At 38.3% G+C, this 16,443-nt stretch carries 14 protein-coding genes; 6 read left to right on the top strand and 8 right to left on the bottom strand.

The window, feature by feature from the left end:
* Window positions 1-34: 34 nt before the first annotated feature.
* Both BUA71_RS08110 and BUA71_RS08105 read right to left on the bottom strand, forming a co-directional pair.
* Entirely contained in the window at window positions 35-1,630 is a 1,596-nt protein-coding gene (locus BUA71_RS08110; protein WP_072878533.1) for a BamH family beta-barrel-assembly machinery protein, read from the bottom strand.
* A gap of 13 nt (window positions 1,631-1,643) precedes the next feature.
* A complete protein-coding gene (locus BUA71_RS08105; protein WP_072878531.1) occupies window positions 1,644-2,456 on the bottom strand; it encodes a glycogen/starch synthase in 813 nt (270 codons plus the stop codon).
* A 111-nt stretch (window positions 2,457-2,567) separates the two neighbouring features.
* On the opposite strand from BUA71_RS08105, the gene panC reads away from it, so the two are divergent.
* The 5 genes from panC to radA are packed head-to-tail and all read left to right on the top strand — an operon-like array spanning window position 2,568 to window position 7,378.
* Window positions 2,568-3,419, top strand: coding sequence for a pantoate--beta-alanine ligase (panC, locus tag BUA71_RS08100; RefSeq protein ID WP_072878530.1), 852 nt, complete (start codon window positions 2,568-2,570; stop codon window positions 3,417-3,419).
* Window positions 3,420-3,429: 10 nt separating this feature from the next.
* Window positions 3,430-3,780: an aspartate 1-decarboxylase gene (panD, locus tag BUA71_RS08095; RefSeq protein ID WP_072878528.1), complete on the top strand. Its 351-nt coding sequence runs from the start codon at window positions 3,430-3,432 to the stop codon at window positions 3,778-3,780.
* Window positions 3,781-3,817: 37 nt separating this feature from the next.
* Window positions 3,818-4,783: a lysylphosphatidylglycerol synthase transmembrane domain-containing protein gene (locus tag BUA71_RS08090; protein WP_072878525.1), complete on the top strand. Its 966-nt coding sequence runs from the start codon at window positions 3,818-3,820 to the stop codon at window positions 4,781-4,783.
* Between the two features lie 34 nt (window positions 4,784-4,817).
* Window positions 4,818-5,966: an alpha/beta hydrolase gene (locus BUA71_RS08085; protein WP_072878524.1), complete on the top strand. Its 1,149-nt coding sequence runs from the start codon at window positions 4,818-4,820 to the stop codon at window positions 5,964-5,966.
* A 47-nt stretch (window positions 5,967-6,013) separates the two neighbouring features.
* Window positions 6,014-7,378, top strand: a complete 1,365-nt coding sequence (gene radA / locus BUA71_RS08080) for a DNA repair protein RadA (protein ID WP_072878522.1) — start codon at window positions 6,014-6,016, stop codon at window positions 7,376-7,378.
* Window positions 7,379-7,387: 9 nt separating this feature from the next.
* Here the strand turns inward: radA and BUA71_RS08075 are convergent, their stop codons facing one another.
* Complete coding sequence (locus BUA71_RS08075) at window positions 7,388-8,422, bottom strand: AI-2E family transporter (RefSeq protein WP_072878521.1); 1,035 nt, start codon at window positions 8,420-8,422, stop codon at window positions 7,388-7,390.
* Between the two features lie 410 nt (window positions 8,423-8,832).
* On the opposite strand from BUA71_RS08075, the gene BUA71_RS08070 reads away from it, so the two are divergent.
* Window positions 8,833-9,993, top strand: coding sequence for a M23 family metallopeptidase (locus BUA71_RS08070; RefSeq protein ID WP_072878520.1), 1,161 nt, complete (start codon window positions 8,833-8,835; stop codon window positions 9,991-9,993).
* On the opposite strand, the gene BUA71_RS08065 is transcribed toward BUA71_RS08070, so the two are convergent.
* From BUA71_RS08065 to BUA71_RS08045, 5 genes are all read right to left on the bottom strand, one after another.
* On the bottom strand, window positions 9,990-11,027 hold the full coding sequence (locus BUA71_RS08065) for an NADP(H)-dependent aldo-keto reductase (protein ID WP_072878518.1): 1,038 nt from the start codon (window positions 11,025-11,027) through the stop codon (window positions 9,990-9,992). The two genes, BUA71_RS08070 and BUA71_RS08065, sit on opposite strands and share 4 nt — an antisense overlap.
* A 26-nt stretch (window positions 11,028-11,053) precedes the next feature.
* Complete coding sequence (locus tag BUA71_RS08060; RefSeq protein ID WP_072878517.1) at window positions 11,054-12,010, bottom strand: OmpA/MotB family protein; 957 nt, start codon at window positions 12,008-12,010, stop codon at window positions 11,054-11,056.
* A 74-nt stretch (window positions 12,011-12,084) separates the two neighbouring features.
* Window positions 12,085-12,855 carry an exodeoxyribonuclease III gene (locus tag BUA71_RS08055; RefSeq protein WP_072878515.1) on the bottom strand — a complete coding sequence of 257 codons (771 nt, stop codon included), beginning with the start codon at window positions 12,853-12,855 and terminating at the stop codon, window positions 12,085-12,087.
* A 41-nt stretch (window positions 12,856-12,896) separates the two neighbouring features.
* A complete protein-coding gene (locus BUA71_RS08050) occupies window positions 12,897-13,448 on the bottom strand; it encodes a DinB family protein (protein ID WP_072878513.1) in 552 nt (183 codons plus the stop codon).
* Window positions 13,449-13,453: 5 nt separating this feature from the next.
* Window positions 13,454-16,429, bottom strand: coding sequence for a T9SS type A sorting domain-containing protein (locus BUA71_RS08045; protein ID WP_072878511.1), 2,976 nt, complete (start codon window positions 16,427-16,429; stop codon window positions 13,454-13,456).
* Window positions 16,430-16,443: the final 14 nt, after the last annotated feature.

Genomic DNA, 16,443 nt, shown 5'->3' with positions numbered 1-16,443 from the left:
CTATTAGATTAAGTTAAATTAGTTATGGTTTGTTCTATTCTGTCTCTGTATAGTAAATTCTTAATTTTAAACGTTTTTCTTCATCATTTGCCAGGTTACCGTAAAGCACCGTACCCTCTGGTGTTAACACTGTCTCAACAGGCAAGGTCTCGACAGAATCAACACCTTTCACCCCAGTTTGAATGGGCAATATAGTACCATCCTGGTTCTGGGTAGCTACATTATTAATATTATCGACAATTACTAATCCCAATTTCACGTTATCTGCATCATTTTCAATGATATTTGCTACGTGTTGGGTGATATTCACGGTGTAACTATAATCGCCAGATTCTTCATCTTCCTTTATTGGAGCCGAGAAAGATTTTAGTGAATTTAAAGGTTCTCCAGCGATGTAGTCGCCTACAAAATTCCTAGCGAAACCATAATCTGCAAGGAAAGTCCCATTGGTAAGATCATATAAATACAACCTGTTGTTTTCATTCACATTATTAACAAAATCACGATTTACGTGAAAAATGAGGTTCGCTTCATTAATTAACCAATTATTTTCCTTTAAATCTTCAATTTGCGTCTTAGAATCAAATAATTCTATTACAGCCATACTACCTTCTCCTCCTTTTAAGAAGAGGTTTTCTGCACCTGTTTCTTCATTAGAATCGTTGATCGCCTGTAGAATATCGCTGGGGTAATCCCCTTCAAAAGTATTTACAATGCTATTCCCAAAACCTAAGGTGTAATCGCGCTTTTCCCGAGTGGTCTCCTCTTCACCGTCATCGTTTGTTCCTTTTACTTCAGAAGTATAATAAAGCTTAATATCGCCGTTTTGTCTTAAGTTTTCCAAAAGCATCATAGTACCGTTTTCTCCGGTAGCTTCAGCTTTTATAAAAAGTCCCCTTAAATAATTTCTAAAGTTGTTATTGTTACTCAGCACATTAGAGCCTTCCCTATCGATAATCTTTTCTTTAAAGTAAGCCGTTGGCAATTTTATTCTTAGAGCAGGAGCTTTGGTAATAGTATCTTCCACGCCATCTTCATTCTTCTCATAAGAAACTATAGCTTTTTCAGAAGGTACAAAATTAGCATCTTCATAAATCACATTCCCAACCAGGTTTTGCTCAAAAAGTTCCTGTTGATTGGAATAGTACTTACTATTATCAAAACCAGCATCGGGATCCAAATCGTTTAGGAAATAATTTGATTCCTGAACAGTGATTTTAATAGGCTCGCTTCCGTAAATTGAATCTAAGCTATATTCCAAATTACCGTCTTCATCCAATTCTCCTTTTGTACTAAAGTATGGAATAGTCATGACCACGCTATCCAATTCTGGCTCTATTCCAAAAGTGGGGTTTTTAGTACTTAGTGAAATTTGTGAAAGAATACTCGCCGTAGATTGCCCATACACAGGGTGGCTATATACTCCTAATAAACTATTATTAAGGGTATTGGTTTGTACCGCATTAAGCTTTTTATTATAAGCGAGAACTTCTACCTCTTTTACTTCCAGGTCGCTGGGGTTTTCTATAATATCACCCCCAACATTACTAAACTCGTCATCACATGCCGCAAAAACAAAAACAACACCAAGTATAGCTGTTGCTTTAGACATTACTTTCTTAAAATTCATTCGGTATTTTTTACTATTCAGATAAAACTTTATCGGTATAAAAATCCTGATAAGCCTGGTTAAATTCTTCTTTGTTTTTATAAGGAAGTACTGGTTTCTTAAGCTTCTTCACATAATCTGTAATTTCGTCTGGCAAATCTTCACTAGCCATAATAATAGCATCGGAATGCAGGGAAGCAAGCTTCATTAGATTTTCGAAATTAGGCGTTTTTAAATGTTTAACGTCGGAATTTTCCATCCCGTCAAACAAGACTTTCTCCTGCATCTCCTCATCTAACGTTCCTTCAAAGCCTTCATTGTAAATAGAAGTCACAATTTTTGCTTTATTAAATAATGGCTCATTACCGTAATATCGTCTTAGGTATAATGGCAACAGGGAAGCCAGCCAACCATTCACGTGAATAATATCTGGCGACCAATTTAATTTCTTTACGGTTTCTATTACTCCTTTGGCAAAGAAAATAGCTCTTTCGTCATTATCGTCAAATAAATTCCCATCTTCATCGGTCAATGTGGCTTTTCTTTTAAAATAATCTTCATTATCTATAAAATAGACCTGCATGCGCTCTTTGGGAATGGATGCTACTTTAATAATTAAAGGCATATCCAAATCGTTGATTACAAGGTTCATCCCAGAGAGCCTTATCACTTCGTGCAATTGGTGACGACGTTCATTAATGTTACCAAACCGGGGCATAAAAATCCGAATTTGCCCACCAAGATTGTTTACCATTTTAGCAGCTTCAAAAGAAGTAGATGAAATTTCGGTTTCAGGTAGGTAAGGAATAACTTCAGATGATACGTATAATATCCTCTTGTCTTTCATATAATTGATTACTTTAATTGCGGTTGCGAACAAAAATCAAGCAAAATTACAAAATTTTATGCAGATTGCTGGTAATATATTAAGTTTGCACGCTGTTAATTTTATAATAAAATGAAGGTTTTCAAGGAAAAAACCCCATTACAATCGGCTGTAAAAGCCGAGAAATCTCAAGGAAAAACACTGGGTTTAGTGCCCACAATGGGTGCATTACATCACGGCCATATTTCGTTGGTTAAACAAGCTCTAAAAGAATGTGACCGCGTGATAATCAGTATCTTCGTGAATCCAACTCAGTTTGACAACCCAGAAGATCTTGAACGATATCCTCGCACTTTAGAGCAGGATATCCAGATGTTAAAACAAACCCACGAAAACCTTTGGGTTTTCGCTCCTACTGCGAACGAATTATACGGGGAAAATATCGCTTCAGAACACTTTAATTTTGACGGTTTGGAAGGTGTAATGGAAGGAAAACACAGAAACGGACATTTTGACGGAGTAGGAACCATTGTTAAAAGACTGTTTACCATTATAAAACCTGATAAGGCATTTTTTGGAGAAAAAGATTTTCAGCAATTACAAATTGTAAAAAAGTTAACCGAAAAAAACAACCTGCCGGTAGAAATAATAGGCTGTCCCATTTTAAGGGAAGAGAATGGTTTAGCGCGCAGTTCTCGCAATGAAAGATTAACTGCCAGCCAAAGAAACCAGGCAGCCTTTATTTATAAGACTTTGCTTAAAACCAGGGAATTATTTGGCACAAAAAGTGCAGAATATATTGAAGATTGGGTGATTAGCGAATTCAAAAAACAACCGGACCTGGTTCTGGAATATTTTGAAATAGCCAGCACCCGAACCTTAAAGAAAACAGTTAGTAAAGAAAAAGACGAGGATTATAGGGCTTTTATTGCTGCTTATGCCGGCGAAATAAGACTTATAGACAATATCGCCTTAACAAATTAAATACTATAACATGCAAGTTCACGTAGTAAAATCTAAAATACATCGTGTAAAAGTTACCGGCGCCGATCTCAATTATATAGGCAGCATTACCATAGATGAAGATCTCATGGAAGCTGCCAACATTATTGAAGGCGAAAAAGTTCAAATTGTAAATAATAATAATGGCGAACGTTTGGAAACCTACGTTATACCCGGGCCAAGAAATTCTGGAGAAATCACTTTAAATGGTGCGGCAGCCAGGAAAGTAGCCAAAGGAGATATATTGATTCTTATCGCCTATGCAATTATGGACTTTGAAGAGGCCAAAGCATTTAAACCTTCACTGGTTTTTCCAAATGAAGAAACCAACCTAATAAGCTAATTATAATAGCTTAATTATATAAACCCGCTTCAGGTCCTTGAAAAAAAAAACGCTTAAAATACTTAAAATTGCACTCCCACTATCCCTGGGAGTTTTTTTAATATGGTATTCTCTAAGCAGCGCCACCCCTGAAGAAAGAGCTCAACTTTGGCAAAATATTTCTAATGCCAATTGGTGGTTTTTAATCTTATCTTTCACTTTTGGCGGGCTTTCACATCTTTCCCGTGCCTATCGTTGGAAATTTTTACTGGAACCACTAGGCTATAAACCAAAGCTTGCAAATAGCTTTATGGCAGTAATGGCCGGTTACCTAGCTAATCTTGGGATTCCAAGATCTGGTGAAGTACTTAGAGCGGCCAGTTTATCCAGCTATGAAGAAATCCCTTTTGAAAAAACCTTTGGTACTATTATTTCTGAAAGGGTAGCCGATGTTGTAGTGATGCTTACAGTAACGGCGATCACATTTCTTATGCAAACCGAACACCTCCTGGCTTATTTTAAAAGCCACGATATAAACCCCTTATTAAGTGCAGGAATTCTAGCTATATTATTGCTATTTGGCCTTCTAATTCTACAATTTATAAAAAGATCTAAGCTTTCTTTCCTGGTTAAGATCAAAAAAATGGCAAAAGGTCTTCTGGAAGGAATGCGAAGCATTTTTAAAATGAAACAAAAATGGGCATTTATCTTCCATACTCTCTTTATTTGGATCATGTACATTCTTATGTTTTACGTAGTGATCTTTGCCGTACCCGGAATGGAAAAAACCAACCTTTCTGTAATAATGGGTGCCTTTGTAGTTGGTTCTTTTGTGGTCTCGGCAACCAATGGCGGGATTGGTGTTTATCCCGTTAGTATTGGCGCATTTATGCTTTTGTTTGATATATCAAAAGAACACGGGGAAGCCTTTGGCTGGCTTACCTGGGGCACTCAAACTCTATTGGTAATTCTTCTCGGCGGACTCTCTTTCATATTTCTTCCCATTTTCAATAGAAAAAAATAATAACTACCTTGTCTGGGTTAAAACAGAAACACCTATGATAAAAAAACTACTCCTATTTGTGATACTTAACATTCCCTTGTTGAGTTTTTCACAAACTATTTATGAAACAATTTCTTCTGAAAAATTAGACGAAACGCGAGAGTTAAAAATCCAACTTCCACGTAATTATGAAGAAAACACCGAGAAAACCTACCCAATAATGCTGGTTTTAGATGGGGATTACCTTTTTGAGCCTATGGCGGGAAATGTAGATTACTATTCTTATTGGGAAGATGCCCCAGAAATGATCGTAGTAGGCATTAATCAAAGCAGAACTCGTATGGACGATGCTTATTATGAAGATATGAATTTTCTTCCGGCAGATAAAGGCGCTGCATTTTTTGAGTTTCTAGGCATGGAATTAATGACCTATCTCGACGAGAAATATCGCACGGCAAATTTTAGGGTAATAGTTGGCCACGATTATACCGCCAATTTTATTAATTACTACCTACTGAAATCACACCCTATTTTTGATGGGTACATAAACTTAAGCCCAGATCTCGCCCCAAAAATGGCCGATCGCATAAGCAGTTCCCTGGCAAAATCTGAAACTAAAAAGTGGTTTTACCTTGCTACCGGCAGCAATGATATCCCAGGATTAAAGGAGAATATTAAAAACTTCAATAACCAATTGGCTGCAATAGATAATGAACTGGTAAGTTATAAATTCGATGATTTTCAACACGCTACCCATTATACTTTAGTTGGAAAAGCGATTCCTTCTGCCCTGGAGAGCATGTTTACGGTATTTAGGCCCATAAGTGAAAAAGATTACAATGAAATCTTGTTGCAAACTTCTTTGTCGCCTTTAAGCTTTTTGCAAGATAAATATGAAAGTATTTTACAGCTGTACGGCATAGAAAAACAAATTAGGGTGAAAGATTTTATGGCCATCTACAACGCTATTGAAAAAACCAGGCGCTGGGATGATTACAAAGGCTTAAGTAAACTTGCTTACGATAATTATCCCGAAACCATGTTGGGCACTTTTTTTGAAGCCCGGTATGAAGAAGAAACCGGAAATCCCAAAAAAGCCATGCGTATTTACCAAAATGCCTACGGACAGCAAAAGATTGCTTTCCTGAACACCGATTTCATGTTGGAAAAAGCTGAAGCGATTAAAAGGGATTTTGGTTATTAGTCTGGTTCAAGGTTCAAGATTTAAAACAAAAAATAGATTTATAGAAGATGGCGAAGGTTAAAACAACTTTTTACTGTCAAAACTGTGGCAGCCAATATTCAAAATGGCAGGGAAAATGCAGCGCTTGCGGGGAATGGAATACCATTGCAGAAGATATTATAGAAAAACCAGATAAAAAAGACTGGAAATCTCCGGCTGCAAAAGAAGCAAAGCGCACCGCAAAGCCATTGAAAATTGCTGAAATTGAGAATAGTCCGCAAAATCGATGGAATACCGGCAATAATGAATTAGACCGGGTGCTGGGCGGCGGCCTCGTACCGGGTTCCCTCACTCTACTCGGCGGGGAGCCGGGAATTGGAAAAAGTACATTGCTGTTACAAATCTCGCTTCAGTTAAATTACAAAGTCTTATATGTTTCAGGAGAGGAAAGTCAGCAGCAAATAAAAATGCGGGCTGAGCGTATTAATCCTGTTGCTGCCAATTGTTATATTCTTACCGAGACTAAAACTCAAAATATTTTCAGGCAAATTGAAGCGATTGAGCCCGAGGTGATTATTATAGATTCCATACAAACCCTGCACAGCGATTATATTGAAAGCGCGCCGGGTAGTATTTCTCAAATTAGGGAATGCACTGCAGAACTGATAAAATTTGCCAAAGAAACCAATACCCCGGTGATTTTAATTGGTCATATCACAAAAGAAGGCAGCATCGCCGGCCCCAAAGTTCTGGAGCATATGGTAGATACTGTTTTACAGTTTGAAGGCGATAGAAATCACGTATATAGAATTTTGCGGGCGCACAAAAACCGCTTTGGCTCTACCCACGAACTTGGCATTTATGAAATGCAGGGCAGCGGACTTAGGGAAGTGAGCAATCCTTCCGAAATACTTATCTCTAAAAATGATGAAGATTTAAGCGGCACGGCAATTTCGGCGACTTTAGAAGGAATGCGCCCATTAATGATAGAAATCCAGGCATTGGTAAGTACGGCCGTTTATGGTACGCCCCAACGTTCGGCTACCGGTTATAATGTAAAACGACTTAATATGTTGTTGGCTGTTTTAGAAAAACGGGCAGGTTTTAGATTGGGGGCTAAAGACGTTTTTTTGAATATTACCGGCGGGATCAGTGTTGATGATCCCGCGATAGACCTGGCAGTTATCGCCGCCATCCTTTCCTCCAACGAAGATATTGCTATTGAAAAAGATATTTGTTTTGCTGCTGAAGTTGGCCTGGCGGGAGAAATTAGACCCGTTACCCGCGTAGAACAACGAATTACTGAAGCAGAGAAACTGGGCTTTGCTGCTATCCTGGTTTCAAAACAAAGTAAAATCTCAAAAGCCAATTTTAATATTAAAGTGGTAAAAGTGGCTAAAATTGAAGATGTGGTAAGTCATTTGTTTGATTAGATTTTATTATTATTTTTTTGGCTTTTTTAATAGATAAGCATAGGCTTCTAAGCCTTCGGTATGTTGAAACACAACTTTTAAAACCCCCACAATAGGCAAGGCGATGATAGCCCCAACTATTCCCCATAGGCTGGAAAATAAAATAACGCCAAAAACGGTAATAAACGGATTCAAATCTATCTCGTCCCCAATAATCCAGGGGGTTAAAATGTAATTTTCTATTAATTGAGTGGCAGAAATCACTGCAACTACAATTAAGGCAGGAGTGGCGCCGGCATATAGATAAGACAAAATAACTGCAACCCCACCACCAATAATATTCCCCACATACGGAATAATAGAAAATAAGGCCGCAAATAGCGCTAAAAACAAGGCATAAGGAACTTGTCCTACTTTAAATCCTATAAAATAGATTACAAACAGAAAAAACATAATTTTCACCTTACCCAGGAGGTATCCGCTAATAATTTGAGCCGAATCTTTTAAAATATTAGCGGCGCCGCTGTTATTTTTAACAAGTTTTTTAAAAAACCGGATGAAAAAATCTTTCTGCATTAAGAACAAAATGGTATAGATTAAAACAAGAAGGGAACTTGTAAAAATGTTTGTAACCGAAGACAAAAAACCTTGCGCGAGGGTTCGCAATTGGTTAAAGAAATCTACATTTTTATTAAAAACCTTTCTGGGATTTACCTGAAAATTACTTTGCATCCAGGAGCTGAAAAGCTCAAATTTCTCCATCGCCTTTTCCCGTATTACCGACCAATCGTTTGCAATATTATTTACCTGCGAGCTAATTAACCAAAATAATAAAATAAAGATTATAGCAGTAATAAGGATAGAAATACTAATGGCCAGCCAGGAAGGGAATTTCCACTTTTTCATCATCTTCGTGGGCTTATCCAATAAGGTAGCGATGATGACCGATACCAAAATTGGCAAAATAAGAGCAGAAGCATAAGTGAGTATTACCCAAACTAAACTTATAATTCCTAAAAATTTAATGACGTATTCCCCGGATATATTAATTTTTGAATTTGTCATATTTTTATCAGTATTATTAATTTAAACCTAACCTTATTACAGAATTAAAATTACTAATCTACAATTTATGGGTTCAACACCATTCATTTTTAAAAAACTTAACAAAAAGATTTTTCCAAAACTGAATTCTCTTCACTTCAAAGCATAATATGTAAAAATTGCCTGCTTAGACTAACAAACTTCCCTACTTGCTCAACGATCATGTGAAGACCAAACTTAGTTTGTTGTATATAAGTGCATTAAAAAAAATCCGATTATGAAATATTAGTAGGCTCTAGAAAATAAAAATTGGTAATCAAAAGCGTGCTTTTGAAGCTGTAAAAAATAAACCTGAAAACTATTATTGCGTACTGAAATTTTGAAAATATCTGGTATAATTTCTGCTTTATATTCCCTGGAAACGAATTTCTATGAAGCAGTTGAAAACCTTAAGCTTATTATTTACCCTGATTATCTGCGGCTGTTCGCACTTGGATAAAGCATCAGATTTTATAACTAATCCAACCGCAAAAGAACAGTATAAACGCAATTTTAATATTTCAAATGAATTGTTTGAGATTTGGGAGAATTCGGCTAAAACCGCTTTTCAGGATAGTGTTAGTGTAACGCTTCCTTATGCTGAAACCGGTAAATTCTTTCCCAAAAGTTTCCCGGTTTATTCTTATGAAATTCATTTACAGCCTGGCGAAGTGCTCGATCTTAGTATAAAAACCGATTCCGTAAACCAACTAATTTTTGCTGAACTTTTTGAAAAAACCAATGACAGCATTCCTGAATTTAAGAAAGTTACCGGCACCGATTTTCAGAAGAAAAATTTAAAATTTGAAGCAGAAAAATCGGCGACTTACAAACTAGTCATTCAACCTGAAATTGAAGCACATACCAGGTTTGTCATAGAAATAGAGAAAAAACCTGCTTATCTCTTTCCGGTAAGTGGAGCGAACAATGCCAATATTCAAAGTTATTGGGGTGCAAATCGTGACGGTGGCGCCAGGAGCCACGAGGGAATAGATATTTTTGCCAGGCGCGGCACTCCCGTATTAGCCGCCACCGACGGTCGAATTGGTTTTACCGGGGAAAAAGGATTGGGAGGCAAACAGGTTTGGCTACGCGACCGCAAACGCAGGCAATTGCTTTATTATGCCCATTTAGATAGTATTGCCAATGTTTCAGGAAATGTAAAACGGGGCGACACCTTAGGTTTTGTTGGGAACACGGGAAACGCAAAAACCACCGCTCCTCATCTCCACTTTGGTATTTATAAAGGCTATGGCGGTGCTATAAACCCCTTGTACTTTGTTTACAAAACTGAAAAAAGCGAGACTAATCAGTCTATTTCAGAAATTACAGCTCTCCACTTAATTGTGGGCAGTAGTAAGGCTAATCTTAGAAACCGACCAACAACTGCTGGTTCGGTAATTTTAAACACCGCGAAGGCCGGTGACACCTTACAGCTTCTCGGAAAATCTAAGAATTGGTTTCATATTAGAACTTCAAACAATCAAGCTTCTTTTATTCATGAGAGTTTGGTGAGATTCCAAAATCCACTGTCACAGGAATCTATAAATTAGGGTGCTGGATTAGGATAAGTTTCGTGTATGCTATTGATCTCTTTTAATATTTCTTCGGAAAGCTCTAAATTTATACTGTCAATATTTTCTTTAAGTTGTTCTAAAGAAGTCGCTCCAATAATATTGCTGGTCACAAAAGGACGCGTATTCACAAACGCCAAAGACATTTGGGCAAAATTTAGATTGTGCTTTTTTGCAATTTCACTATACGCCCTGGTTGCTTTTACCGCCTGTTCACCAGAGTATCTCTTATACTGCGGAAACAAACCTAATCTCGAGTTTTCCACAACCCCGTTTAAGTGCTTTCCACTTAAAGTGCCCATTCCCAGCGGGGAATAGGGAAACAAACCTATCTTCTCGCGGTGTAAGACTTCGGTAAGACCAATTTCATCCTTTCTGTTAATTAAATTATAGGGATTCTGTACGGTAATCATTTTTGGAAGATTGTGTTTTCTCGCCTCTTCCAGAAACCGCATCACTCCAAAGGGAGATTCATTAGAAAGTCCAACTTGTCGTATTTTTCCCTGTTTTATAAAATGATCTAAAGTTTCCAAAACTTCTTTAAAATTGTCTTCCCAGGCTTCATCTGGCTTGTGCTCATAACCTCTTTTTCCAAAGAAATTACTATTTCGCTCGGGCCAGTGCAATTGATACAGGTCAATATAATTGGTTTGTAGTCGCTTTAAACTTTTATGCAAGGCATCCCTAATGCCTTCTTTCGTGAAGCCCAGGTTCTCGCGAATATGCTTCATTCCTTCACTGGGACCGGCCACTTTTGAAGCCAACACTACATCTTCCCTTTTCCCTGTTCTCTTAAACCAGGTGCCAATAATTTCTTCGGTGCGGCCCTGGGTTTCGGCTTTAGCCGGCACGGCATACATCTCTGCCGTATCTAAAAAATTTATTCCTTTTTCGCGGGCAAAATCTATTTGTGCATGACCTTCGGCTTCAGTATTCTGTTGTCCCCAGGTCATGGTTCCCAGGCAAATTTTACTAACTTTAATATCGGTGTTGGGAAGGCTGGTGTATTTCATTAATTTTTCTTCAGCAATTATTAATATTATTCTTCGTTTAGCAATTTAGTAACCTCATCCAATTTTGGTGTTAAAATCACCTCAATTCTTCGGTTTTTTGCCCGTCCCGCAGCTGTTTCATTAGTTGCCACCGGTGCATATTCCCCGCGACCGGCGGCGGTAAGGTTTTGCGGATCTATATTATTGTTCTCTTTTAATATTTGAACGATAGACGTCGCTCTTTTGGTAGAAAGGTCCCAATTATCTTTTAGTGCTCCGCTTCCGTTATAGGGTACATTATCGGTATGACCTTCAATTAAAACCGCAATGTCTGAATTTTGCGCTAAAACCTGCCCTAATTGCTTTACTGCCTGCCTACCTTCAGCATTTACCGCCCAGCTGCCCGAGCTGAACAGTAATTTATTTTCCATAGAAACATACACTTTGCCATCCCGCTGTTCTACGGTTAAACCTTTGCCTTCAAAATTGGTTAAAGCTTTGGAAATCGCGTCTTTTAAAGCGTTCATTTTAGCATCTTTGGCAGCGATAAGGCTTTCTAACTCATCAACTCTTTTAGACCGAGCTTCCAAATCGCGTTTAAGCTTTTCTAATCGTTCCTGCTCTTTAGATAAAGCCTCTTCCTTTTCTTCCAGCTGTGCCAGTAACTCCCTATTTTGCCGGGAATTCTCTGAAATAGCGGCAGAACTGTTTTCCTCTAAAGCATCATAAGAATTTTTCAGGTTTTTATAGCTTCTCTCCGTACTTGCTAGCTCATCTTTTAAACGGTCCCGTTCTGCGGCTGCCGCTTTATAGTCTTCTTCTAAATTAGAAAAATCCTCCTCCAGGTTTTTATATTTTTCCATATCGGCCTGCAAATCTCGATTTTCCCTTTTTAAATCGGCGTGCCTCCCTTCCAGGGATTTATAATCTTTAGGAGAAACACAGGAGTTCAACATAAAAACTCCTGAAATCATTAAAACACCTAATTTTCTCATCTTGTTCATTTTTAATATAAGTCGGTATTCATAAAACTATAAAGCATACCCCGCAAATTAAATCTCTGTCTATCGCCCCGCGATTAAAATTCGGAAGCCAATTCTACCAAAACAGGACAATGATCGCTGTGTTTTGCTTCCGGTAATATAACGGCGCGTTTTAGTTTTTCTTGTAACGGCTCAGCAACCAAATTATAATCTATACGCCAGCCTTTGTTATTGTTGCGGGCATTGGCGCGGTAACTCCACCACGAATAGTTATCGCCTTCTTTATTAAAATGCCTAAAAGAATCTATAAAGCCGCTTTTCATAAAATTATCGATCCATTTGCGCTCTACCGGCAGGAATCCCGATGTGTTTTTAAGCCTAACAGGATCGTGAATATCTATGGCCTCATGACAAATGTTATAATCTCCTGAAATTATTAAATTGGGGAAATCTTGTTTTAAATTGTCTATATATTGCTGAAAATCATCCATAAACTGCAGTTTATGTTCCAAACGTGCGATATTAGTACCCGAGGGTAAATACAAACTTATCACCGAAAAATCCTCAAAATCGGCACGGATTGTACGGCCTTCAAAATCCATATAATCTATGCCGGTGCCATATTCTATATGCAAAGGCTTATGTTTGCTTAAAATCGCCACGCCGCTATAACCTTTCTTTTGCGCGGGGTACCAGTAGTGATAAGGATAACCGGCTTCTTCAAATTCGTCCAGATTTAGCTGTTCGGGTTGGGCTTTTATCTCCTGAAGACAAACCACATCTGGATTCGCCTGTTGTACCCAATCTAAAAAGCCTTTTCTTACAGCTGCCCTAATTCCGTTTACGTTGTAGGAAATAATCTTCATTAAAAATCAATTTTCCCCAAAAATAAGGCTAAAACTAAGATTTACAAGTGGGATTGCTCAATTTCAAGTACTCTTTTGGCTTGCTGAAAATGACGTTCTTCGTGTGCCACTAAAATTTGAAAAGCCGTTTCTAAACGATAGACAATAAACTTATTGGCCGGGGATGAGATGATTGCTTTTTGATGAAGCAGAACTTCAGAATTCTCAATATGATTCTTCAAAGCTTCCTGAACTTCGTTAAACTCAATCAATATTTCTTCTGAAAATGTTTCTTTTGCAGGTTTCCAACCCGGGACAGTGCTGGATTTCTTTTTTGTTTCCGGTTGTACCGACTTTAAGAGCGTTTTTCCGAAGAAATTTACCACGAATCCTATTCTTCCGGTTACAGGAAGCGAATATTTCCCCTCCTGAAGCTGCGTAAATAAAGGAAAATAAGATTCGTTTACTTTTATTAAATGAGCCAGGATCTGAGCAATACTCCAGGATTTTTCATCGGGCTTAAAATTTAGTGTAGCAAGATCACAATGACCAAATTCTCGGCTAAATTTTATACTAAGCTCTTCTACGCGGTCTATAAATTCCTGAGTTTTCAATCTATTTATTTTACTATAAAGCGCTTTACTTTTCCTACTTTCCTGGTTCCAACCCTAACAAGATAAACACCCCGGGCGGCGTATGACATATCGAGTTCATAAACATAACCGGAACCATTATTTTCCACCTGATTTTCTAATAATTTCTGGCCCAAAATATCGTGAACAGTAATTCTTAAGGTTTCCTCATAATCGGTTTCCATGATAATCCTAAACTGTTTGTTCTTCCCAGAAACCACAACCAGTTCTGCTTCCTCTAAAATAAAGTCTTCAATATCTAATGTTGAATCGGTGATATTTACCGAATAATCATGCGTTGTACCATATTCCATAACTTCACAGGGATTGTTTAAATCGCCATCATAACTGGTATCACCAGCCCTAATGCGCAATAAATGTTGCCCTAATTTTGCGTCTTGTGGCAGACTAAACTCATAAGAGAACCAGGTATTCGCCTCTGGAATTACTTCAGCATTAATTAAAAGCTCGTCTTCGCTAAAAACAGCATCATCATTAAGGTCTATCCACAGCGAAAATTTTTCATCATTAGGTTTCGTGGTTTCTCCAAATAGGGATTGTAGTGAAACCGTAAAATTACTTTTAGACCTATCTAGATTTGCAGTTAAATCAATAAAATCTGCATAACCGTTACCGCAAGGAATACGCTCATTTAAAATTTCATTTAGCTCGAAAAAAGCAATGCCGTCACCAAAACTACAATCGGCGCCCTCTGGAATACAATCTAAATTGGCCACACTTTTTACAGTATTATCATTGGTAGGATCAAAATCATTCTCTAACCTGGTGCCTGCAGTGATTTCATAACTCCCCGAGGGTGAAATATCTGCAGTTTGATTAAAAGTATAAACGACAATCCCCCCTACCGGTAGGCTTTCAGTAAAAGTCTCAGTTATTGGCGCATTGTTTCCTATTTGATAGAAAACCGTAAAATCTTCTTGTGGTTCTCCACCAAAATTCTCTATACTTACGGTAATTTCTTCAGAAGTACCTAAATTTTCTTCGGTTTGCGGGGCGTCAATAGAAGTGACTCCTATATCTTTTGGCGGCAGGTTCTTAATCTTCTTAACTAAAGTATCATTCTCTCTATTAGCATCATTCTTAAGACTGGTGTAAAATTGAAAATTATAAGTTTCTCCAACTTCCGAAAGATCTAATTTTTCAGAAAAAGTAAACTCTACGGCACTCGTAGCCGGAATACTTTTAGTAAAAGTTTCGGTTACTTCTGCTCCATTATCCAAACGATAACTCACCTCAAAACCTGATTGCGCATTACGTCCAAAATTTCGAATCTTTACAGTGAGTGCTTCATTGGCACTAAGACTGGAGTTGTTTGGCGCTACCAGACTTACTATCCCTAAATCGTTATCAAAATCGGGGGCAAGTTTAAACACCCCTACCCGGTTTTTTCTAAGGGTCCCAACAAAATACTCACCATTATACCAAAAGGTGAGTCCGTCGTCTGCATCTACGCTAAGGTGAGAATAATCACCATACCTCGTGTTGGGATTGGGACTTTCGCCTTCAACTATACTTTGCTCCTCAAAGGTCATCACTCCAACGGGATCGTCCGCATACCTCCCGGTATAACGCAGCGATGGAAAAACGGGGTTAGCAGGATTGTCATTTAGAACGGTATAGCCCATGGCTATATTTCCATTGGCATCCATACCAATACTGGCGCTAAAACGATCGCTGTTATCTGGAGCATAAGTCCCTTCCTGATATACCTCCCAGGGACCACCATCTTGTCGCTGTCTCAATTCATACCAACGAATCGCCGCGTGTTCTGCAGCGGTTGGATCTATGTCTACTACAAAATTCATAACCACCGAATTATAATTAGGAAATTTCCGATAGGTTGTCATATACATCATAGTGGCCTGTAGCACATCAACATCTGGCGTATCGTCCCCCGGCTGGGAAAGATTGGAAAATGCACCACCATCAAAAGTCGCTGTAAAGGCACTCACACCTTCTGCACTTGCCAGCTCTTGTGACTCAGCAATGTTAGAGTTTTCAGGATTATTCCAATCTACATTAATTAACCAAATTTTTAAATGATCTTCATTTACCCCTGCCCAGGCGTCGTCCTGTAAATAAACGATAGGCGAATTGCCACGCGGTGGAATATTTTCACCGATTCCAGAGAAGCCCGCCGGACTGTAGAAGCCGTTGGTTCTAATCCCGGGCAAAGGAAAAGACAGAAATTTGGCTGTTTTACCTGCCAGGATCGCATCACGTTCAATTGCATAAACCACGGGACTCTCAGAAGCGGTTTTTGAAGATTTATTAGTAGTAATATAATAAGCATCTCCCCACACCGAGATCTTGGGATAATCTGGTAAAACACCATTGGTAGTAAACCTATAAGTGTACCAACCGTCTGTAACAGGATTTGGGCCTTGTGAAATAGCGACGAGAAAACTTTCTGGCGTATCGCTAAATTGAGAGATGATAAAGCGATCGGCAAATTCATCGTATAGAATAATGGGATCGCCTAAAGTTTCATTAGTGAATTCACCACCAATACTAGCCAGGGAACTAGGTGGTAAAATTTGTTTTCCGGATTTATCGAAAATTGAAAATGCCGAATTCCATCCATTTACGTAATGATTGGGACCTGCCGATCCGGTGGGATCTGTAGGAGTTGCCTGGGTAGAAACAGCTTCGAAAGTAAATTTTGGTGATTTTAGGGGGATTTCCCCCATTTTTGTTTGAATAGCCTCATCTTTGGTTTTAGGTAGCCCTTTTCCCGGAACTATCTTGTTTATCCCTCTATTCCGCGGATTGTATATTTTAAACTTTTTGGAAGGCGGAATTATTTTTCGTTTTGTCATGGAAAACGAGGGTACTACCCTGGCAGAGTCTATATGCACAGGCCCGGAGCTTTCTCTGTCCTGTCCGAAAGCTGTAATAAAGAACCCAAAAATAAAGATTAAAAGAAGATAATAGTGTTTCATTCCAAGATGTTCAA

It is taken from the genome of Salegentibacter echinorum, from assembly GCF_900129445.1.
Lineage (GTDB): Bacteria > Bacteroidota > Bacteroidia > Flavobacteriales > Flavobacteriaceae > Salegentibacter > Salegentibacter echinorum.
Note: the sequence above shows the minus strand (reverse complement) of the source record. Positions and strands in the feature narration are given on the sequence as shown.

Coding starts and splice junctions, on each gene's coding strand:
- BUA71_RS08065 (WP_072878518.1), bottom strand. CDS start 11,027: ATGAAATACACCAGCCTTCCCAACACCGATATTAAAGTTAGTAAAATT.
- panC (WP_072878530.1), top strand. CDS start 2,568: ATGAAGGTTTTCAAGGAAAAAACCCCATTACAATCGGCTGTAAAAGCC.
- panD (WP_072878528.1), top strand. CDS start 3,430: ATGCAAGTTCACGTAGTAAAATCTAAAATACATCGTGTAAAAGTTACC.
- BUA71_RS08045 (WP_072878511.1), bottom strand. CDS start 16,429: ATGAAACACTATTATCTTCTTTTAATCTTTATTTTTGGGTTCTTTATT.
- BUA71_RS08070 (WP_072878520.1), top strand. CDS start 8,833: ATGAAGCAGTTGAAAACCTTAAGCTTATTATTTACCCTGATTATCTGC.
- BUA71_RS08075 (WP_072878521.1), bottom strand. CDS start 8,422: ATGACAAATTCAAAAATTAATATATCCGGGGAATACGTCATTAAATTT.
- BUA71_RS08060 (WP_072878517.1), bottom strand. CDS start 12,010: ATGAACAAGATGAGAAAATTAGGTGTTTTAATGATTTCAGGAGTTTTT.
- BUA71_RS08085 (WP_072878524.1), top strand. CDS start 4,818: ATGATAAAAAAACTACTCCTATTTGTGATACTTAACATTCCCTTGTTG.
- BUA71_RS08105 (WP_072878531.1), bottom strand. CDS start 2,456: ATGAAAGACAAGAGGATATTATACGTATCATCTGAAGTTATTCCTTAC.
- BUA71_RS08110 (WP_072878533.1), bottom strand. CDS start 1,630: ATGAATTTTAAGAAAGTAATGTCTAAAGCAACAGCTATACTTGGTGTT.
- radA (WP_072878522.1), top strand. CDS start 6,014: ATGGCGAAGGTTAAAACAACTTTTTACTGTCAAAACTGTGGCAGCCAA.
- BUA71_RS08055 (WP_072878515.1), bottom strand. CDS start 12,855: ATGAAGATTATTTCCTACAACGTAAACGGAATTAGGGCAGCTGTAAGA.